This window comes from Collinsella aerofaciens, assembly GCF_040910265.1.
GTDB lineage: Bacteria > Actinomycetota > Coriobacteriia > Coriobacteriales > Coriobacteriaceae > Collinsella > Collinsella aerofaciens_BK.
In genome coordinates, this window is sequence record NZ_JBDGAW010000028.1 from 1 (window position 1) to 20,916 (window position 20,916).

Below are 20,916 nucleotides of genomic sequence, written 5' to 3' on the forward strand. Positions count from 1 at the left end.
GTATGGAGTACAAGACGACGGCAAAGTTGGTCATTCAGTCGTGCGACAAGGATCTGCCGGGCGTGTTCGGCCACGGCTGTGTCTTGCTGCTGCAAGGTATCGCCCGCGAGCACTCGCTCAACCGTGCCGCAAAGAGCATGGGCATGGCATATTCCAAGGCCTGGCGCATTGTGAACGAGGCCGAAGGGCAGCTGGGGTGCAAACTCATCGAGCGCGACGGCGCCCGCGGATCCACCCTCACCCCCGCCGGCGAGCGAGCCATAGCGGTCTACGAGGAGCTGCAGACAGAAATCAACAACGTCATCGCCTCAAAAGCCGACAACCTCATCGCCAGCATCAACGCGGAGTAGTCCTTTTAGGCGGTTTTTAGCCCACAGCGCCCTCGGGTTGAGGCTCGCGCCACAAAACGGGCCCATCTACTACGTTTAGTTGAATACCCACGACCATACCGGGCATTATGAAATTAAAACCGCTGGTAAACAGCTTGGTAATTTTCAAAATAGGCGGGTGTGGTCGACCCCTATTGCTTAAACGTAGTAAATAGGCCGTTTTCGTGACACAGACCCCGATTAGCTACTTGCGAAGGGCGTTATCGAGAGTGGCAGCCACCTGCAGGGGGTCGTCGGTGCCGGCGAAGAGGCGGATGGTGCTCCCCTGCTTGCCGCGTGGGGCCGAAAGGCGTGTCGTTGCGCCGCCGGCGGGCGACGTGCGGAACTCCCCCGGCAATGTGTCGAACAGCTCACCCGCACTTCGCTCGATAAGGTCAAACTCAACTGCCGGGCCAAAGCCGTGCTCGAGGATTCCCGTTGCAACCGCATGGTCGGGATGCGAGCTCAGCCCGGGATAGCGCACGTTGCGCACCATCTCGTTGGCGGCCAGATACTCGGCGAGCGCACGAGCACGGTCGAAGTGCGCCTGTATGCGAGCATCGAGCGACTCGAGCCCGCACTCCAGCACATCGGCCTCATCAACAGAAAGGTCAAGCGCGGGCGCACCGCGGCCCGCAAACAACGCGTGCGCGCACTCTGCGGCGGCATCCACGCGATGGCGCTTGAGCTGCGAGCGCGCCACCGAAGCGGCAACGAGTTTGCGCGGCGCCACGCCGGCACACACGCGATCGAGCGCCTCGAGCGACAGCACGGCACCCAAGCGCAGCGGATCGCACCCAAAGACGCCCGCCACAGTGTTATCAACCACAAGCAGTGCATGGGCCTCACGAGCCTCGCGACCCAGTGCACGAAGGTCGGGCACGCGCAGGCCAAAGCCGCCGATTGAATTCACAAACCACCACAGGTGCGGCACCTCGGCATCAAACGCGGTGGCAAAACCCTCGGATGCGGCGGCAAACGCCGCAACCGACGGCTCCCCCACGAGCACAACGTCGCAGGCATCAAAGCCGCGCGCAAACGCATCGGCAAAGTCATCGGCAAACACGACCAGGCGATCGCTGGGACGCACAATCCCCAGCAGCGACAGCGCCGCCGGCACGTGCGAGGCCGCAACAAGACGCGCCTCACGCGCGCCGGCCCTTGCAGCCCAGGACTCTTCTAGCTGTTGCACGTCCACGCGGCACCATCCCTTACATAAAACCAAACCAAGACCAGCCCACCCAGGTCGAGAAAACGTCAGCGCAAGCAGCGTCGAGCGGTCCGGCGTTCGTTAGAACGCCGGAACAAAATTAGCCGTGGTACTCGCCGTTGTACTGGATGAGCGTGAGGTCCTCCACGCCATCGAGTGCGCGGATGGCGTCGGCATAGGGCATATCCACGCCGTCCGAGAACACCTCGACGGCCATCTCGACTTTGTTGCCGCGCATGGTCTTGGACTTGACGGTGAACTTGGTGCGCCCAAACGCACGCACGATATCATCGCCGGTGGTCTGACCCGAATAGTGGATGACCATCATGTACACGCGCGCCTTGTCCTGGTGACTCGCAAAGCCGGCGATCATCACCACGATGACCACCGCCGTGAGCCCCACGAGCGCATACATGCCGGCGCCCGCCGTAATGCCCGTGGTAATGGCCCAAAACAGATACAGAAGGTCGAGCGGGTCCTTGACCGCCGTACGGTAACGAACGATGGACAGGGCACCGACCATACCGAGCGAGATGACCACGTTGGTCGAGATCGCGAGCGTGACCATGCAGGTAAGCACGCACATGCCCACAAGCGTCACCGCAAAGCTACGCGAATACACCACGCCGGTAAAAAAGCGCTTGTACACGTAATAGATCAGGATGCCCATGGCGAGCGCCACGAGCAGCGACAGGCCGATCTTGGCAGGGTCGACCTGACCAAACGCCTCCAAAACGGAGTTCTTAAAAAAGTCCCTGGTGCTCATGGTCTAAATATCCCCTCGGTTCTCAAAATCCGATTCCCAGTAGTTAAAACCGCGCAGGTAGGCGGTCTTTTCGTAACACAGGCAGTACTTGGAGACCGCCGTGAGCTCAGCCGCGCCCGGAGGCACCAAATCGCGCACCAGCTGCGGGCAAAACTCCGTAAACTTGACCTCCATCACCAGCTTGCCGGGCTCCAGGACCGGCAGCACGGGCAGCGTCGCGTCAAAGATATCGAAGCTTCCCACCGCGGCACGCACGTTCATGTCAAACGTAATGCGCACGGTACCCTCGTCCATCACCCACGGCTCGCGCTCGTAGTCCACGATGGTCCGCGGGCGCATCATGTTGCAGATGCACTCGATGTAGAACTCGCGACAGAGCGGATAGGGGCTCCTCAGCAAAAAGTCGTACTCGCCGGCCAAGATGCACTCAAACTCGTCGCGCGTAAGCGGCGCGTCCTCCTTGTAGATCCAGCTGCCGTACTTCTTTTTACGCTCGAGCTTAATCACCTTATCGCTGCCGTTATAGATGCGCACGCGATACTTTTTTCGCATGAGAATGCCGGCATCTTTTTCCTCGTACGCCGAGTTGTAATAGTCATCGAAGTACAGGCTGCGAATGGTGTAACCGCCCGAGCGCGCATGCTTGTCCAGCTTAAACACCGGCAACATGCGACAGGCAAGCGCAGCGTGCTCACCCTCGTTGATGAGATATTTGAGTTCGTGGCGATAGCGCTCCTGTGTGCTGCACTCGGGCGGGGCCGCCAAGCGCTCAAGCAGCGCGCTAGCCCTCCTCATACGTATCCTCCACGACCTTACCGCCGTCTTGCACGTAAAAACACTTCATGCCGTAGTGCTTGCCGTCGTCGGTCACATAGTAGTCAAACGCATCTTGCGTATAGCCGTCGGAGCTGGTGGCGCGCACGCGCACAAAATACTGGCCGGCATCGGGCGCATCACAGGTCACCTCGGGAAGTAGCACGTCCTCGGCCTTAAAAAGCACGTCGCTTATGGCATAGTCGCGCGCCAGCTCCACGGTATAGCGAATGTCACGCGCCTTAAAGTCGTAGGACGCATCCCAGTTAATGCGCAGCTTCCCGTTATCGATCTGCGGCACGCCAATGTAGAACGGCATGGGCTTTTTATAACTCTCGCAAAAGCTCTTGTAGTTCTCCTCGATCTCGGAGGGAATCGCCGCGGCAATCTGTTCGTATTCGTCCTTGGTGACAGGCAGGTTGTCGATATCGGGCAAAGCAAAGACCAGCGATTCGGTAACCTCGCGATAATGTTTGATCATCTTGGCAAGACGTGCCTCGGTCATATACGAGCGCAGGTCCTTTACGGCGCGGTCGAGCTCGCTGCGGAACGATTTGCTACGCAGTGCACGATTGAATAGCACGTTGCCCCAGTAGTTGCTTACGCCGCGCTCCCAACTCGCATAGTCCGAAAACCCGGTAAGAGAAAGCTCCAGCTTACGCAGCATACCGTCGTTGTCCCAATCGAGGATGTACCACGTATCGGAGTTGAGCGGGCTGTACAGATAACAGTTACGGTTCTGAGTATCGCAGTTGCCCGTCAGGATCTGAAACGCCAGCCAATAAACCAGATTCTCGGTATCAAAGTAGGTGTCGAGCACCTCATCGATCTTTTGCGATTCGTCGTTGAGCGCATCGAGCATCTCGATGAGCTTGGTGTGGTCCGAATCGCCCTTAATCTCGAGCATGCCCTCAAAGCTTGCCTGGTTGTAGTCGGGATCGTCGGCAAGTTTAATGGTGTCCTCGTAGCGATGGAAATCAAAGCTGTTCACCTTATACAGGTGCCCGCTCTTATCCAGGCCATGTGCCTTAAGCGCCGTCTTGTTGAGCTGCTCCACCTGCGTAAACAGGCCGTAGTCCTCAAAGGTATCGTTAGACTTTTCGGTCTGGTCGCACACCCACAGATGCACAAACTGCGTGCGCAGGCCCATCATCTGGGGAATCCCGCGGATAAGATCGTAGGCCATCTTGTTGCGAAAACGCATACCCTCGCCCATGTGCTTGTTGAGCGCAATCGCGCGCTGTTGGCGCCAGGTGCCCTTGCCTTTTTTGAGCTCCACCTTGTAATTCTTTTGCGTGTAGGAGCTCGACGTCTGGCCGCGCACCTGCACGGTGGCATTGGGCACTTCCTCGCCATAGCCAACCTCGCCGGCCATCGGGCCGTCTTCGTCGCCCGCCTGCAGCAGGCCCATAACCTGATAGCGCGTCACGCCCATGTCGGCATAGTCATACACCGAGTACGTATTGATCTCGGCCCAGCTATGGTCCGTGTTCTCGGAGCTGTTGCCGCGCGAGACCGTCAGGTACATGGTCACAATGCCCGAGTCGTCGTAGACCTCGTACAGCTCGTCCTTATCGCGCAGGTGCTTGGACTGGTCGGAAGCCTCGGCCTTTTTAATCTTGCCCTGCTTTTTGACCTTTTTGGTCGAGGATTCGTCCTGAGATGAGCAGCCCGAAAGCAGCAGCGCGCCGGCAGCCGCCTCGATCAGGCAGCGGCGAGACATCAACTTATCGATCATCAGAACCTCCCCAATGGTTACGGTACACGCGAACTACTGCGCGCTGAAACGCGCCGTGCGGCACGCCCTTGCGGCGGCACTCCTCATAGCGCTGCTCGGCACGGTCGAGCAAGCGGCCCAGCTGTGTAAAGCGACCCGTTTTGTCGGTCGCCACAATGGGCTGCTGGCTCAGGATACGATACGGCAAGTTGGCGGTATAGGTATCGAGCCTCAGCAGGGCCACGATAAAAAACACCACCGCACCCAACAAAAAGCCAAAGCCGTAAAACTGCTGCGGCAAAAGCAACGACACGGCGGTCGCCAGCCCTGCCACACCGGCAAACAGGCCCGAGGCCAGAACGGCTCCCTTGTAGTCGGTAAAGTACAGCAAGATAAGCAGTATCGTGTTGCCCACGGCATACAGGCCGTAGCCTACGCATAACGTGCGAAAATACCCGTGCATCAGATTGTTAAAGCCCAGCGGCAGGGCCGAGAGCACTGTGGTCTCGAGCGAGATGACCGCCGCGGTCACAAACAGCTGCTTGAGCGCGCAAAAGCGCAGTTCGCTGTTGAGCGTGGAGAGCATCTCCTCTTCGGCCACCACAATATCGCCCACCACGCCGCCGTCGTTAAACAGGCTGTAGTAGTCACGGTAGCGCGGATAGAAATTGACCTCGACCGACACCACAAAGTTGACGGTCGTGACGAGTGTGGTCAAAAACGCAATGAGTGCCGGCACGTCATGGTAAGGAGCCCCGTAAAACAGACCTTTGATCTGCACGCCAATAGGGCCCGCCCAGATAATAACCAGGTGTGCGAAAAGCCCCAAGTTGGTAAACAGCCCCGTAAGCGCAAGCGGCATAAATTGGTCGAGCCAGCGCAAAAAACGCCAGGGACTCCGGCCACTCCGTGGAAAATACCGGTACAGCAGCACCACATCCCAGGCGAGCATGACGCCGTAGCCTAGGGCGATTGACGCCAACAGGCCCTCGACCGGCGGCAGTCCCAGCGCCAGCGCTGCCAGGGCGCACAGGCACGCCACGCCAATGGCGGCCGCAAAGCTGCACAGAATGCCACGATAATCCTTGATGGCCGTGAGATAGCTCATGCCGTTCCAGTTGACGATCATAATGTTGAACAGCCACAGGCACAGCAGCCCCTGCAGCAGCGTGGCGCCCGAGAACAGCAAAAAGACGCCGTAGAGCACCGTGCCCGCAACGAGCATGATGGCATTAGATCCCCAAAACGAAGGCAGGATCTCATCCTCGCGCTCGGCAAAGAGCATGTCGGCCAAAAAGCGCGTGACCGGCATGGAGAAAAAGCTCGTGAGCGTGAGCGACGCCAGCAGCGTATAGGTCACCATGCACACCAGCAGATCCTGGTTGGCGCGGCCCACACCCCACAGACCACACAGCACCAAGATACCAACCTGGAGCAGCACACCCAGCAGCATGGGGCCCGTGCACACAATGCCGGCGTAGCCATAGGCGCGCATCGTGGCAAACAGACCCTTGCGCCTAAACAGGCGTTTGAGCTCAAAACCGATTCCGGCCACCGGCTACTCCCCCTCTCTGGGTAGGTCAAACGCACGCGCCGTCTCGTCGTACAGCGCGCGATAGTTGGCGAGCATCTGCTCGTGCAAAAAGTACGTGGCAACGCGACGCTGGCCGCGCTCCCCCATCTCGATACGACGGGCGCGGCTCGCGCACATGCGCTCCATGGCATCGGCCAAGCCCTTGCGATACATAGGCGGCGTCACAAAACCTGCCACGCCAAAGTCATCGCCCGGAGCGCCTTCGAGCAACTCACGGCAGCAGCCCACCTCGGTCGTCACGCAGGGACGACACGCGGCAAGCGACTCCAGCACGCTGAGCGGCTGACCTTCGGAGATGCTCGTCAAAATGGTAAAGTCGAGCTTTTCCATGTACTCGACCACGTTGACGCGGCCGGTAAAGATCAGGTCGCTCACGCCCAGGGTATCGACCAGCGCGTGGCATTCGGCGCCGTACTCCTCGTCGTCCACGCCGCCCATAATGTGCAGGCGCACCTTGGGCAGGCGCTCGTGCAGCTCAAAGAAGGCATAGATCATGGTCTTAACGTCCTTGATGGGCGCCAGGCGCACCACCGCGCCAATGTCCACCCAGCCGTCATCGGGCTTTAAGGGAATGTCCTTAAAGCGGTCGAACTGGGTGCCGTTGGGGATGACCAGACATTTGTCCGCATCGCAGCCCATATCGATCTGCGTCTTGCGGGCGTTATGGAACAAGCTCGTCACGCGGAAGGCGCGGCGGTAGATCTCCTCCGAAAGCAGGTAGAAAAAGCGAATCCAGCGGTCCTTAAACGAAGGCACCACCCAGTCGGCGCGAATGATCTCTTCCTCGCGCTCGCGGGTATAAATGCCGTGCTCGGTCAGCAGCACCGGAGCCTGGTGAACGCTTGAGCCCAGGCAGGCGAGCAGGCCGCCGTAGCCGGTCGAGATGGCGTGGTACACATCGGCCACCGGCACCTCGCTGCCCAGAAGGTAGAGCACGGGCAGCAGCATGGAGCGCATGGTGTGGAATGCATCGGCAAAGGGCGTGTATGGGTACTCGGCCAGGCACACGTCGCGAAAGATATCCATAAACGTGCGGCTCTGCAAAAACGAGAGCGGATGCACGCGACGGCGCTGGAAGATATCGAACAACACGTCCCAGTCCGGATTGGAGAGCGATACCAGGCGGCGCAGCGCCTCGCGCTCGCGGGCGTTAAAGTCGACCTCTTCTTGCTCGCCCGAAAGCCGCAGGGCGTCGTCCAGAAACACCTCGTGTACCTCGACCACGTTGCCGGGCAGCTCATAGACAAACTTGCCGCGGTCGGCAGCATGCGCGCCGATCACCCACAGCACAAACTCGTGCTCGGGCATGGCCTGTATGTAGCCGTGCATCCAGGTGGACACGCCACCGTGCACATAGGGGTAGCAACCCTCGAGTACCAAACAGATTCTCATTTGTCGCCACCCTCCTTGCGTGCAATGGTCACCGTCTTGTCCGTGGCTTTAACCAGGTACAGATCGCCCGTCAGATGCGTAATCTCGCCACCCGTGACTGCACCAGGCTCCCCGTTGTTGGCGCGGAACATGAGCCACGCCTCGTCGTGGAAATTGCCCAGGCTGATCGTCCAGGCATCCACGCCTGTGTCCACGCTCACCGTCACGGACGAAAAACGCTGGATGGCGCCCGAGCATTCCGAACCGGTCTGGCGCCGCAGATCGGGCGCAGACTTGGTGAGCCAGTCCAGGTAGTCGGTCAGGCCGCCCTTGTAGACCTCCCAGCCCTCCCTAGCGCCGCGATCGGGATCCAGTAGGTCGTCCGGATGCATAAAGTGCGTACTCACGTAGTGCATGTTGAGCTCGGACACGGCAGCTAGGCGCATGTAGGAATCGTCGACCATGCCGCCCGAGACAATACGCGGCTGCTTCACAATGCCATCGCTCGCCACGCCAAACTCCTGCACGTACGGCAGGTCGGTGCCATCCTCAAAATACGTACTGGCGATGGTCTTAATGCGCGGAACGTCGGTGCCGATAAGCTTGCGCGCACGGGCCGAAAGGATATTCGACGGTGGCACGTAGACCGAGCCGTGCGCGTTGGGCAGTACCTCGTCCTGAAAGGCGATAAGCTCGTTGAGCGATGCGACGAGCGTCTCCTTGTTCTTCCATGTCTTGTAGTCGTACAGTGTGCCATAGTCGGTATCCCAGAGCGCCAGCGGCTGATGGTTGTAGCCGTGGAAACCCAGCTCTCCGCCCATCTGCAGCAGCATGCCGCCAAAGTAGCGGAACTGCGTGGTATCGGCCTGGCGCGCGGGCTCGGTCTGGTTGACCGCGTCCTCGTAGTTTTCGATCATCACGCCGGTATAGCGAATGCCGTATTTTTGCGCGAGCTTTTGCAGATCGGGCCACCAGACTTTGGTATAAAAGTCGGCAATGGAAAGCCCGTAGTCGCGCTTGATGTAGGTGCCGTCACCCGAGGGCACGGGACTGGGAAAGTCGTCCAGATAGAAGACGGCGCTGTTGATGACCGGATAGGCCGTGGCATCGCCCAGCAGGCTGATCGCCGCGGCGTAAAAGCCGCGCATGACCTTGTCATAGATACCGATATTGCACACCACGGTGCGACCGCTACCGCAGTCATTCGACCAAATGAGCGGGGCGCCCGCATCGCCGGTCTTGGCCCACACACGAGCCGTCTCGCGCAGCGAAACCGAAAGCGACGAATCAAAGGGGTCCGAGAGCTCGTAGCGCTCTCCCCCGCCCAGCATAAAGTCCTCGCACGGCACAATGCTTTCGGCTTTTACATAGTCATATCCGGCAGATTCAATGCCAAGCTTGGGAGCAATCACTTGCAGATAGCCCGAGTTATCCGGAGGCATGGCGAGCATAAGCGAACCGCCGGCACTCACCCAACTCATAATGTCGCTCAGGTGCGTACCGAGCCCATCGAGCGACGGCATGAGCAAAATCACGCGATCGTAGGAGGTCAGCGAGGGAATGGCATCCGCGCCGTCCAGGGCAAGGTCCACGTCGCGGTGCGCGATCTTCATGTCGAGCAGGATCTGGTCGAACTGCTCCTTTACGTCCTCGACGCCAGCTCGATCGGAATCGGTAATGACCAGGCACGTGGGCTTTTGGCCAAATATTGCCGAGGAAGCCGGCACCGCATCGTTGGCGGCAAGCATCCCCAGCTTATGCTGGCCCGCACTGTACTGTACGCCGGCGCGCTCCACCAGCAGCACGGCCGCCATAGCAATAAAGACCGCCCACACCACAAGCAGCCCCATCCAGCGAAAATGGCCCGCACGGTCGCGGATATGCTGTACCACGCTCATCGGGCCTCCTCTCCGTTGCGCCAAAACGCCAGTTCCTCGCGGTTGGCGGCGCTCAAGTATACATGCTGTTTGTCAATCGCATCGATCACGCGGTGGACCTCGTCACCGTCGCGGCGCATCACCGCCAGGCGCAGGCAAAGCATCCAAACCTCCTGCTCCTCGGGCACGTCGAGCACCAGCTGGTCGGTCACGGCCTGCGCCTCGTCAATCTGTCCGACATCGGCCAGCGCCGTCGCGTATCGAATGCGAAGCTCAAGGGTGTCCTCGCGCTCGCAGCGACGCGCAAGCAGGCGCGCGTACTGTTGGCGCTGAATCTGAGCCACGCGCCCCTCGGCCAGGCCCGAGCCCAAGTATTCACCAAGAAAATCGCAGTATTCGTTGAGGTTTTGCGCGCTCGGGTCCGTCTTAAAGGCACGCTCCAGCTGCTGCAGTTTAAGGTCGGACTCCTTGGAGATCTGCGCCACCGCCGTCGCGGCATAGTGAGCCACCTCAACGTCGTCGTTAAGCTTAGCCGCCTGCAGCTGCGCCAGGTACGCGTCGGGCTCCTCGGTGAGCATGGAGAGCATTAGGCGGCGCCGTTCTGTCGGGTCGTTGACGATGAGCGCCTCCTCGAGCGGCACTACGCCTGCATCGGCATCACGTTCGTGCACTAGGATGCTGCGATGCAGGTCGTCGTTGAAACGCAGCGACTCCAGCGCAGGCTCTTTCAGCCCCTCGCCAAACACCGCGCCGCGGACCGATAGCAGAACCACCAGCAACGGGCCCCACAGCGGCACCAGCACTATCACAGCCAGCATATGCCCGCGCACCGGCAGCAGGCCCAACTTCATGAGCGTCCACAGCATCAGACAAACCAGCGCATGAATCAGCAGCAAGACGGCGGCAACAACAAGCGAGATCAAGCGACACTCCCCTCACCGTCACCGGTGTAAGCGATGTGCTGCAGCAGCGCCACGATGTCCTCGCCGTCGACGGGCTCCACCGCAATCTGCTTTGCGCTCAGGCGCTCGCGGATAATGGGCAGATCGCACGCCTTTGCCTGGCGCATAAGCAGGTAAAGCACGTCGCCGTCGACCAAGCCCGCCGCATCGCTCTCGCGGATTGCCGACCCAATTGCGCCCACCAGCTCGCCGACAGGCTCCATGCCCGGTACCACGCGCAGGAGCAAAAAGCTGCCCATCTTGCCATCTGCCAGCGCCCGCTCGGCCGCGAGCTCTTGGCCAAAGGCAGCCTGCTTAAGCACGCAAGTGCCATCGACGCAGCGTTTATCCTGTGCCACCGCCTCGTAGTCAAAGGCACGGCCCAGCGCGCTTTCGACCAGGCCGCACAAGATGCGGAACAAGTTTTGATAATAGAGGGTCATTTGGTTTTCGGCCGCGCGACGTACAAAGATCAACACGGCGGGTGCCCCGTCGCGCTCGATCGTGTATCCAAACATGGGAAGCCCCGGCGTCAGCTCGCGGTTCACCCACAGATTCGAACGACCCCCGTCGCCCAAAAGAGGTGCAAGCTGCTCAAGCGTGAGCGAGCGTGCGGCATCTTCGGCAATCGCGGGACTTGCTGCCACCAGGCGTGCAAATGCTCCGCCCGAAACATGGTAGATCGCCACCGAATCGTTCTCGAGGATCTCGCCCAGAAGCTCGCAGCACTTGCGATAGATGTCGCGTGGGTTGAACACGTCGAGCTCCTGCGTCACGGCAAAGATCTTGCCAAAGCTGTCGTGGCGACCCACGATCTGGCGCCTGTACGCGCGCTTATCCTCGATCGCGTCGTGGTAGAGCTGCGTAAGGAACGTATTGCGGTTGCGCACGAGCTCGTTTTGATCGCGCTCCGCCCTAATGGCTTCGCTGTTGCGCAGCTGCACATAGCCGCACACGGCACCCACAACAAAGTACGCAATAAACGGAAGCCAGTTGGACGGCTCGTAGAACAGGCCCTGGAAGGTATAGCCGTACAGAGTAAAGTAACTCGCAGCCAAACCCACCGACGCCAGCAGCGCCGCAACCAGGCCAAAGTCCAAGCCATACAGCGTGCCGATGAGCACCACGTAGAGCAGGCGATAATCGAGCACGTTGAGCTGGGTCGATTGGGAGAACAAGCGCTCCAGCACTTCAAAGAGCACCCAGGCGGCTGCCGTCTCCAGGCATTTGACAGGCAGCGTGCGCATTTGAATGCGGTCGATGGCCGCGCGCAAGGGGTTGACCTTCTTTGCACGGCCAGCATCCCAGCGAGCCTGAATGGTCGAGAGGTCGCGCAGCAAGTCGTAGCGCTGAAACCAGCCATAGCGCACGCGAGCGACGTCGCTGGCGGGCAGGGCGTAGCCGGCAGAATCGCCATAGTCAACTGAGAGCCCTGGGAACAGTGCCTGAAGGGCCTCGCCCACCTCACCCACCGTGTGATGGAAGGTATCGGCTACGTCGAGCGTCTCAAAGTTGCCATCCCAGCTGTCGAAGATACGGCGTACCAGCACCGAAAGCTCCTCGGCACACAGCAGGGGAAACGCCGCATCCTGCGCGCCCTGCAAAGCGGCCGATCCGGTTGAGCATGCGTCGAACACCGGCACCAAAAACGGGTCCTCCAGCGCGGCAGACGCGGTATACAGGAACGGCACGCGCAGGATCTTGGTCTGAACGCCCTCGCGAGCAGCGTAGTAGCGGCACAGGTCGTTGGCTGCGTGCGCGATAATGCCCTTGCCCGTTCGCCCCGCGGCATCGGCGGCACCCTCGGCACCCGCGGGCCCCGCTACATACAGCAGTTGGACCCGGCGACCCGCGCACGTACGAAAGACCGAGCGCAGCAGCTCGATATCGCCCACGGTATCGGTATGCGGGGTTAGGTAATTAGACAGGTAGACCACGCGGTCGAACTCGTAGGCCTGCTCCAAGTGCTGGAGCAGCTCTTTCCACGAGGCATGGGGCGACGACTTATCGCGGCGCGCTTCCTGCGCGGCTACAACCTTAACGTGGTCCCCAGGGAATGCCTTGGCGCAAAAGTCATCGTCAACATATGCGGTGTTGCCAACAACCAGCACCTCCATGGCGCACCCCTCCCCTAAAATCCACTTTAGTCATAGTCAAACATGCGTATTTTACGCTGTCAACGCGAGTTGGAACGCCTTTAAGGCTGTTTTAAGAACTTTTTTAGGGGATGTGGAGACACCAAGGTTGCTAAATGAGCGCCCAATCCGGAAGTGCGGTGAAAAACCGAGAACGGTCGACCAGGCCCCTGTTTAGACATCCGAGACCTGCGGTTTTGTTGCCGAAAATCAGTTTGTGCTCGGAGGTTTCCGATTTTTTCACCGCACTTCCGAAATGACAGCCCCGCATCGACAACATTAATCAGAACTAGCAGCGTCCAGAAGTCTAGCCAAGCAGCTTCGACTCGATTCCAGCGAAATCAATAAGACCCGTTGAGTAATCTAAAATAAATAGCAGACAGGTACCAAGAACCCACACCTCATCGGCCCAACGCAAAGCATCGTTTTGCGCCTTCACGATCGTTTCATGGTCAAGATCTCTATACTCAGACTCATAACCGGCCTCGCCGTTATGACCGCACAACCGAAGCGCCTTAATGGCGGTAAGTACAATCATTTCATCAACGTCAGGCCTAATAAAATGCCGCTCAAAACTCTGGTACCTAGAAGCATTGCCAACAATTGCCTTGTAATTCAAAACGTCTTCACGGGAAACAGTTCTGCTTAGATATTCGACGTCGGGCATTTTCAGAAAGTGCTTACATGCCTCGACCATTGGATAGTTAACGTAGAGCTTGCCATTGTCTGTGCTCTCGTTAAAGTAACGTTGCATTTCCTCTAACCGTGCAGGTGAGAACCTATTATCTTGGGGCTCATAGTCAAAGACCAGCAAAACATCAGAATAATCCTGGTCAAATAACCACTTATCCTCTTCGGACGCACGTTCCTTAAGGACGCCGAGAAGCGATAAGTCGTCCTGAAAGCCGTCCGAAAACATCCTTTCGTAAAGCTCGTAGATATTTGTGTTATAGGAAACGATCTCATAGCCAATGTCGAGGCCATAGCACCTAAAGAGAGCCTGGAAGAGTTTAATCTCTTGCTTTATGCCCTCAACGATAAGCAGGACTTGCTTCCTAGACATCGAATTCGCCAGCCTTATAGAGCTTTTCGAGGTTGTGCCCTTCCCTTAGTTCCCTATCTGTTGCATTGGCAGCGGAAATAATATTGTGATCCGAAAGAATGAATAAGCAGTCTGGCCTAAGGATTTTATTGCTGAACAAATCTGTATTATGCGATGCGCAAAGCACCTGGCGTCCAGTCTGGGACTTAAAATAGTCAACGACCTTCTCGGCGAGATCGTGATGATAGAACGCATCGAACTCGTCGACAAAAAGCAAGGACGGCACACTTGTAGCATGAAAATAATTAAACAGTCGCAGCAGCGCAACAGTGCCGCTTGAACAGTTTTCTACAAACGGAATAAGTCGACTTTTTTCAAAGTACAAAGCGATATCACCCGATGGCGTTTCACGCGCAGTAAGGCGTTCTTGAATTCCAAAGTCATTCAAAAAAGCCTGAAGCTCAGAAACCAAGCCATTCGAAATAACGTTTTCGGCGATGGTAGAGACAAGGTTACGGTCGTTCATATGTGCGTCGCCAATGGCATCCATTGACCGCGCAAACGTATAAAGCTTAAAAAGAGGCATTGCCCTCTCAAAAGGAATGTTATTGCACACATACGCCAAAACGGAAATGCCGGGAGATTTGAACTCCCAGTTTAATCGATCGGCACCAATAGAAGCCAAATCGCCATCGAGCACTTTACCTGCACGGTGGTCGTAATCAAATGCAATCTTGCCGTTAACAACCACTGTCTCACGAAGATAGTCTGTTATCCCAGTCTTTTCGTAACGATAAGCAACTTCGTCATTCCCAAAGCGAAACGTGTAGGCAAAGCACGCCGACGTGACCCCATCAACTGCGCTGAGATAATTAGTTTTATTGGAATAGAAGGTCCGACGCCCCACATTTGCTGAAATATCGAGAAGAGCATTGGAGAAATTTGTTTTGCCGACAGCGTTTTTACCGTAGATAAGACCACAAGAAACGATGCCCTCATCGATGGCTGACGTATTGAATCTGTAGTCCCTGACATCGGTCAAATTGAAGGTAAATCTATGGGAGAAGTTTCGGAATCCCTCGACCTCAAAACGCGTTAGCATCGAAACCTCCATGTTATACTTGCCGTAAAGTTTTTACGGCAAGTATAACATGGAGGCGACCCAGAGGGGCGTCATAGTCAAAGTCAGGTTTTCCAGCGCGCAGCAGCAGGAACGTGAACGATGACGTCGTCAACCTACTACCCGGCGAGCAGGGCGATCCATTGGTAGCGTCTTTAGCGAACGGGGTGAGCATCTACGCCAACTGGCCCTTACCGACCTACTGCATGTTCACGGTACGAGAGAGCGACATCGTTGTCAGCACTGTCGTGATTACCAGGCGAATGATCGAAGAGTTCAGGTGCGCCGATGGCTGAATCGGCATCGTGAGGTACATCCGCCTCGAGCGCCCACTAAATCGGAAGAGCACTTCTGGTAATAATATTTCTCTGCAAGGTTCCGCCTTCTATGGCGCCTTAAGCCTGATGAGAACAACTGTGGCCGCAAAATCGAAGAGTATGGCAATGCAAAGCTGGAACCAAGCAGGTCACTGGGACTTATCAATACTATTATTAAAACAATAATTGTTATTAGATAGGTGGGTCAATTGTCAGAAGACGAATCAAAATATGAATACTGGCTACCCAATGCCAGCAACATAAAGATCTGTAAAGAAGCACAGGTCAACTCCGTCGTTATTATCGGACCAAATGGATCCGGTAAATCAAAGCTCGGTGCTTGGATAGAGCAACAAGATTTCGAAAAGGTCCATAGAATCTCAGCACAGCGCGATATCAATTTTCTGAGAGAGTCCCTTTAAAAAGCTTTGCAGAAGCAGAAGATAACGTTTTTTACGGCGGCTCCCAATATAAGGAGAAAAAACAAGTTCGATGGGGATGGGGTGGAAGCTACACGACAAAGCTCCTTGACGATTTTGACGATGTTTTAGCAGCACTCATCGCACAAGTAAATCTTGAAAACCAGCGGTTTATTGATGAATGCAAACATGCGGAGTCTATTTCTGTAGAAAGGCCCCCTCTACCGAAAACAGCACTAGATAAGCTTAAAGTAATTTGGGATGAAGTCTTTCCTCAAAGAAAGATCGAGCAGGAAGACGCGGCCTTCTACGCGTACTCCAAAAGTAAAACGGATCGCTACAGCGCAACGCAAATGAGTGACGGCGAGCGTTCAGTGCTATATCTTGCCGCACAAGTTCTTTGTGTCCCAAACGACAAAATAATCATCATGGATGAGCCTGAAGTTCATTTACATCCATCGCTTATGGCGCGACTCTGGACTTCCCTAGAGCAGTCGCGCCCAGACTGCCTCTTTATCTACATAACCCACGATGTTAATTTCGCCTCAACACACCGAAGCTCGGATATCATCTGGGTTAAGAATTTCGATGGCACCAAATGGGAATTAGAAATGCTTCCCGATAGCGACCTTCCAAAGGAGCTCTTAATAGAGCTCCTTGGCAACCGGAAAGAGGTCCTATTCGTTGAAGGAACCGAAGGAAGTTACGACAAGCGGATCTATTCCGCACTCTTTCCCGATTGTTATGTAGTCCCTTCCGGCGGATGCGAGCAGGTCATCAATAATGTGAAGGCATATAATCGTACCTCAAGCCTTCATGCCATAAAGGCCCAGGGCATCATAGACAGAGACTTTAAAACCGAGGAACAGCTCAACGCACTTAAGGAAAAGGGGATCTTCCACCTCAAGGTCGCAGAAGTTGAAAATCTCTTTCTCACCAAAGAAGCGGTGCAGATTCTATCTCAGCGTTTCGGTGCTGATGCAGATAAGACCTTTTCCAGCATTAAGACATATATAAGTGAAAGGTTCAGCAAACAAGCAAAGAAGCAGATATCGGAAGCGCTTGTAGCAGGCGTAAAGGAAGTGCTTTCCGGAATAACTATTTCGGATAATGAGCAGTTGACTGCCGATGGCATAGTATCCTTAATTAATATTGCGAGCATAGAAAAGAACGTTAACGACAGATATCAACAGGCCATTGAAGACCATGATTACAATGAGATTCTCGGGCTATTTAACGATAAGTCTCTTGCAACAAGCGTTGGGCATTACTTCGGAATTGATAACAAAATCTATGTCGATCGTGCAATTTCCTTGTTGGAAGGCGACCTGAGAGACGAACTTTCCGAAGCCCTAAGGCACTATATTTCGCACTGAACGGCCTCTTCACACCCAGCGAGGTCCGGCCAGGCCACTGACCGGACCTCGCGCCAACAGTAGGCACGCTCCGTACTGCCGCAAATCACCCCTCCCCGTCCATGACCGTCCAACTCACAGGCTCAATGCCCTGAAGAGACGTCAAGCAAGAGGGACGGGCAACCTGATAGTTCCCGTAATTTGTCCTGCGCTGCATAGAAGCGGAGACATATACCGCTTTGCGGGCGCGAGTGACGCCGACGTACAGCAGGCCTATTTCCTCAATAAGCCCATCTGGCATTTTCTTCGCATCAGCAATCTGGCAACCTCGCGCAGAACGTAAGCATATACCAGCATTTTCGCAACGAGAGCAAATCCCTCCAGGCCAATCGAAACGCGTAACGCCCGGAATGAAAACAGTGTCCCACTCGAGCCCCTTAGCGGAGTGAATGGTCATGATCGAGATGTCTGCATCAAGGTAATCGGAGAAACGCCGCAGGGAGCCCTCGGAAAAGATGCTAACGATATAGTCGAAGCGCTCAGATGGATCCATCGCGACGCAGTCAGTTTTAAGGTGTTTCCGCAGCGCCCCAAGAAGCATGGCATAGGACCGCCCATACTCGAATCTCCTGGAGCCAGTCAGCAGTTCATTAGAGACGGAGTCAATTATTTTGTCCGCAGCAGACAGGCTGACGCCCTTTTCTCCAGACGCTGCATCGGTAATCCTGGATAAAGCAAACGCATTGAATTCAATGAACTCTGGGGCTGTATCAGAGAAAAGCCCGTTGAAGTATGGCATCTCCTCCTTAACCAATTCGTTCATAATGAGATCGGCAAGGGCACCACGCTTACGAACAAGAATCGCGATCTTCCCGCCACCGACTTGGATGAGCGCCGTAACCTTGGAAACAATGGCTGTCGCTTCGTCCTGCTGTGCAGCGCCAACAAATATGGGAAGTCGGGGCGTACCGCTGACAATGGCACCCTTCATGTGGGAGCGAATCGCAGCACCGAGCTCTCCGACGATAGATCCCCCAGAAAACCTATGATTATGTTCGAGCTCCAGCGGCGATAGACACAGGTCGGTAGTGGCCTTTGCCTTTAAGCCTTCCATTGCGCCAATAAAACCATAGACACGCTGAATAGGGTCACCGAACATGCAGATTCCTGATTTATCAGAAACCAAGCCATTTAGAAAGATATAACACAACGCATTCGTGTCCTGCGCCTCGTCGACGAGCACGACAGGGTACGCTGACGACAGATAGGACCTTAACTTGGGAAAATGAGAGAGCAATTCAATTGCAAGGGAAATCATTCCAGAATATGGCAAGAGACCGTTCGGCACGAACCGATCCCTGATGATCCTATTAAAGGAAAACATCACGCGCCTCAAGTCCATGTCCTGACCGTTTCTCATAAAGCGGAGGAAGTCGTCAACGGCATTCTTTTCATTCCAGGTCAGCCTGACACCTCGCAAAACCAGCTCGTTAACGGCGCCGTTGTCATCAACCATAGAAAGCTCGTCAACGTTTACTGGGAGCGAGAGCGATCTCCAGTATCTGCGCAGCAGAGCCCAAGCAAAGCCGTGGAAGTTAGTCGCCATGACGCTGTCCTCAAAACGCTTGGCCACGGGACCAGGAAGCGCCGACATAGTGGCGCTTAAATCCGTACGCATTCTCCGCGCGGCAGCGACGCTGAAGGTTAGCGACAAAATCCTTTTTGGCGGCTGGACTTCCCCAGATGCCAGCAACCAGCAAGCTCGCCCAGTCATCACTGTGGTTTTCCCGTATCCTGCCGGGGCCTCTACGAATACCCTCTTCGATGGCGCAAAAATCGCAGAGCACTGTGATGTATCTCCGCCACAGCGCACCTCAATCGCAGCTCTAACACTATCCCGTAAGTCAGCCTGACTCATCACCATTAAAGCCCCACGGCCTTACAAATAATAGTTTTATAACATGCGGGAACGCCATCGGCACCAAAAACCTCCGCGAGGGCAACGCCAGACCCAACGCCCTTGTTCGATGAAAGCCATGCATACATAAGCGCACGCGATTCGGGTGTGTCGGCGAATAGCCCGTCAAACTCCGATCCCTGGAAATCATACTCAGGGCCCGTCAAGCTAACACCGTAGACAGCGCAGGCATTTTTCAATGCTTTGCTATTGCCCTTGATGGAAGTTGCCCTCTGACGATCCGTCGCCTCAAGAAGTGTAATAAACGAGCTTTGGTTCCTATTAACGAAAATAGTTTCGATGACCTCAGCTTCAAAATCCCGTTCAGTTGTCGTTATGTGGTCTCCAGAAGTTTCTAGCGAATCGTTATCCCTATCGACAATGGAATAATTTGGAATCTCAAACTTGTTCAGAAGTTCACAGAGCGGCTCGACGTTCTTTTTCCCGCCAGCCCTGATAGGCACAACTCCATAATCATCCAGATCCATCCCAAGGTTGCGTGCAAAGACCGGAATGGCCCCAGACTCCGTCTGCCCTTCAAAAGCCAATACCGACCGCGCGAAAAAAGCCTCTCGTATTGACTCAAAGTTCAGCATAAGATGCTTTTCAACCTTGTCAGAAAGGTTAATATCCTTGCCGCACATGACCCTTGGAGAATCTTCGCCCTGTCCAAATCGCACAATGTTCTTATAGCCGCGAGCAAGAATGTTTGGCGAATGCGTCACCATGATCAGCTGAGCTTTGATTGAATCAATCCCGAAATACTCCTTTAGAAGGGCGTTAAACTTGGTGTCCTCCCCTTCGCAAATCCTATGTAAGCTCTTCGAGAGCCGTCTTTGCATATACGGATGAAGATGAGCTTCGGGTTCGTCATAAGCCAGCACGGCATGCAGCACGCGCTTGTCATCGCCATCCGAGCAGAGGCTCTCTTGAAGGCGTTTAGGCGAAAGTCGCATAATGCTCTCGATTATCGAAAGCGAGGCAATGGCGAGGTACTGCAAGCCTACCCCCGCCTTTTTAAAATGAACGCCTCTCTTATCAAGCAAGGTAACCAAACTTCCAAGCGTTCCGCTATCCGATGAGTCGACGCCCGTCCTCACACCATATGATGACAAGATGGGTACGTCACCGACAATCGCACCGAGATCTTCAAGCAGACCTTCGAGCTCATTCCCGTCTAGAAAGTCAAAGACCTCTTTGCCCTCCTTATCCAGGTAAAGAGCGATACCTTTGGAGAGAACTTTACCGACGCCGCGCGTACCGTCAAACGCCAAGTCTCCCCTATTGAAAGATGCAGTAGAGTACCTGAACATATGAACGGATCTCATAAAAGAAGAGGGGATCTTTTCCCCGCTTTCCTCGGCCACAAACTCTATTCGAGAATCCGGATCGTCAGCAAAGGCGCAGACGGTAATGGTGTTTCCGGTCGTAGGATCGATGTCGATCCCCGATATTCCGATCTCGTCCTCGTCCATCTTTAAAGTTACTACAGTACCTGATCGCCTTTCGGTGTCTGCGAAATCTTCTTCGCTGATCATCGCTTGGTTGAAGATTGTATTGAGCAAGTCGAGCACATTCGTTTTGCCGAGATTGTTCTCGCCGACAATATAGGTCACGTCCTCGTCAAAACTAATCGCAACACCATCGAGATTCCGATAGTTCTCAATCTTCAGTTTAGAGATCCTCATGCAGCCTCCCGACCGTTAGGGTTTATGGCTACCAATAATCTAGCACGCCTCGTGTTGTACCGAGTGTGAGGCGCAACCGCTTCGAGTTGCTTCTAAATCGCAATAGCAATCCTAAGAAGGTTATTTGCACGCAAGGCCCTGTCTCTTATGAACACCAATCCCCAGTCTGCTCCCTCCCCCTCCCCAACAACCCCCAGAAAGTTCCCTGATGTTGACTGGTGTTCCC

14 protein-coding genes and 1 pseudogene are annotated in these 20,916 nt (G+C 55.6%); 2 read left to right on the forward strand and 13 right to left on the reverse strand.

Annotated features, from left to right (window positions below; genetic code table 11):
• On the forward strand, window positions 1-350 hold a 350-nt coding region (locus AB5Z14_RS09470; RefSeq protein WP_368131197.1), incomplete at its 5' end, for a winged helix-turn-helix domain-containing protein.
• 223 nt (window positions 351-573) lie between these two features.
• On the opposite strand, the gene AB5Z14_RS09475 is transcribed toward AB5Z14_RS09470, so the two are convergent.
• The 11 genes from AB5Z14_RS09475 to AB5Z14_RS09525 all read right to left on the reverse strand — a co-directional run bounded on the left by AB5Z14_RS09475 (window position 574) and on the right by AB5Z14_RS09525 (window position 14,936).
• Window positions 574-1,566 carry a PLP-dependent transferase gene (locus AB5Z14_RS09475; RefSeq protein WP_368131198.1) on the reverse strand — a complete coding sequence of 331 codons (993 nt, stop codon included), beginning with the start codon at window positions 1,564-1,566 and terminating at the stop codon, window positions 574-576.
• Window positions 1,567-1,678: 112 nt separating this feature from the next.
• Window positions 1,679-2,344, reverse strand: a complete 666-nt coding sequence (locus AB5Z14_RS09480) for a DUF4956 domain-containing protein (RefSeq protein ID WP_368131199.1) — start codon at window positions 2,342-2,344, stop codon at window positions 1,679-1,681.
• A gap of 3 nt (window positions 2,345-2,347) precedes the next feature.
• Entirely contained in the window at window positions 2,348-3,139 is a 792-nt protein-coding gene (locus AB5Z14_RS09485) for a polyphosphate polymerase domain-containing protein (protein WP_368131200.1), read from the reverse strand.
• Complete coding sequence (locus tag AB5Z14_RS09490; RefSeq protein ID WP_368131201.1) at window positions 3,126-4,895, reverse strand: CotH kinase family protein; 1,770 nt, start codon at window positions 4,893-4,895, stop codon at window positions 3,126-3,128. The genes AB5Z14_RS09485 and AB5Z14_RS09490 overlap by 14 nt, the downstream gene beginning before the upstream one ends.
• Window positions 4,885-6,429 carry an exopolysaccharide Pel transporter PelG gene (gene pelG / locus AB5Z14_RS09495; RefSeq protein ID WP_368131202.1) on the reverse strand — a complete coding sequence of 515 codons (1,545 nt, stop codon included), beginning with the start codon at window positions 6,427-6,429 and terminating at the stop codon, window positions 4,885-4,887. Before pelG ends, AB5Z14_RS09490 begins: the two co-directional genes overlap by 11 nt.
• A gap of 3 nt (window positions 6,430-6,432) precedes the next feature.
• Complete coding sequence (pelF, locus tag AB5Z14_RS09500) at window positions 6,433-7,860, reverse strand: GT4 family glycosyltransferase PelF (RefSeq protein WP_368131203.1); 1,428 nt, start codon at window positions 7,858-7,860, stop codon at window positions 6,433-6,435.
• On the reverse strand, window positions 7,857-9,737 hold the full coding sequence (locus tag AB5Z14_RS09505) for a DUF2194 domain-containing protein (protein WP_368131204.1): 1,881 nt from the start codon (window positions 9,735-9,737) through the stop codon (window positions 7,857-7,859). Before AB5Z14_RS09505 ends, pelF begins: the two co-directional genes overlap by 4 nt.
• The gene (locus AB5Z14_RS09510; protein WP_368131205.1) at window positions 9,734-10,639 is read right to left on the reverse strand and encodes a hypothetical protein; all 906 of its coding nucleotides are present in this window, start codon (window positions 10,637-10,639) and stop codon (window positions 9,734-9,736) included. The genes AB5Z14_RS09505 and AB5Z14_RS09510 overlap by 4 nt, the downstream gene beginning before the upstream one ends.
• Window positions 10,636-12,774: a DUF4118 domain-containing protein gene (locus AB5Z14_RS09515; protein WP_368131206.1), complete on the reverse strand. Its 2,139-nt coding sequence runs from the start codon at window positions 12,772-12,774 to the stop codon at window positions 10,636-10,638. The genes AB5Z14_RS09510 and AB5Z14_RS09515 overlap by 4 nt, the downstream gene beginning before the upstream one ends.
• Window positions 12,775-13,099: 325 nt before the next feature.
• Entirely contained in the window at window positions 13,100-13,855 is a 756-nt protein-coding gene (locus tag AB5Z14_RS09520; RefSeq protein WP_368131207.1) for a hypothetical protein, read from the reverse strand.
• Complete coding sequence (locus AB5Z14_RS09525; protein WP_195234510.1) at window positions 13,848-14,936, reverse strand: AAA family ATPase; 1,089 nt, start codon at window positions 14,934-14,936, stop codon at window positions 13,848-13,850. Before AB5Z14_RS09525 ends, AB5Z14_RS09520 begins: the two co-directional genes overlap by 8 nt.
• 774 nt (window positions 14,937-15,710) lie before the next feature.
• On the opposite strand from AB5Z14_RS09525, the pseudogene AB5Z14_RS09530 reads away from it, so the two are divergent.
• Window positions 15,711-17,066, forward strand: a pseudogene (locus tag AB5Z14_RS09530) (DUF4435 domain-containing protein); the annotation flags it as partial.
• Between the two features lie 85 nt (window positions 17,067-17,151).
• Here the strand turns inward: AB5Z14_RS09530 and AB5Z14_RS09535 are convergent.
• Both AB5Z14_RS09535 and AB5Z14_RS09540 read right to left on the reverse strand, forming a co-directional pair.
• On the reverse strand, window positions 17,152-18,969 hold the full coding sequence (locus AB5Z14_RS09535) for a UvrD-helicase domain-containing protein (protein WP_368131208.1): 1,818 nt from the start codon (window positions 18,967-18,969) through the stop codon (window positions 17,152-17,154).
• The gene (locus AB5Z14_RS09540; RefSeq protein ID WP_368131209.1) at window positions 18,969-20,690 is read right to left on the reverse strand and encodes an ATP-dependent nuclease; all 1,722 of its coding nucleotides are present in this window, start codon (window positions 20,688-20,690) and stop codon (window positions 18,969-18,971) included. Before AB5Z14_RS09540 ends, AB5Z14_RS09535 begins: the two co-directional genes overlap by 1 nt.
• Window positions 20,691-20,916: the final 226 nt, after the last annotated feature.

Bases quoted from the DNA above. Each gene is read 5' to 3' on its own strand.
- AB5Z14_RS09505 (WP_368131204.1), bottom strand. From the start codon at position 9,737: ATGAGCGTGGTACAGCATATCCGCGACCGTGCGGGCCATTTTCGCTGG.
- AB5Z14_RS09520 (WP_368131207.1), bottom strand. From the start codon at position 13,855: ATGTCTAGGAAGCAAGTCCTGCTTATCGTTGAGGGCATAAAGCAAGAG.
- AB5Z14_RS09485 (WP_368131200.1), bottom strand. From the start codon at position 3,139: ATGAGGAGGGCTAGCGCGCTGCTTGAGCGCTTGGCGGCCCCGCCCGAG.
- AB5Z14_RS09535 (WP_368131208.1), bottom strand. From the start codon at position 18,969: ATGGTGATGAGTCAGGCTGACTTACGGGATAGTGTTAGAGCTGCGATT.
- AB5Z14_RS09480 (WP_368131199.1), bottom strand. From the start codon at position 2,344: ATGAGCACCAGGGACTTTTTTAAGAACTCCGTTTTGGAGGCGTTTGGT.
- pelF (WP_368131203.1), bottom strand. From the start codon at position 7,860: ATGAGAATCTGTTTGGTACTCGAGGGTTGCTACCCCTATGTGCACGGT.
- AB5Z14_RS09540 (WP_368131209.1), bottom strand. From the start codon at position 20,690: ATGAGGATCTCTAAACTGAAGATTGAGAACTATCGGAATCTCGATGGT.
- AB5Z14_RS09490 (WP_368131201.1), bottom strand. From the start codon at position 4,895: ATGATCGATAAGTTGATGTCTCGCCGCTGCCTGATCGAGGCGGCTGCC.
- AB5Z14_RS09515 (WP_368131206.1), bottom strand. From the start codon at position 12,774: ATGGAGGTGCTGGTTGTTGGCAACACCGCATATGTTGACGATGACTTT.
- AB5Z14_RS09525 (WP_195234510.1), bottom strand. From the start codon at position 14,936: ATGCTAACGCGTTTTGAGGTCGAGGGATTCCGAAACTTCTCCCATAGA.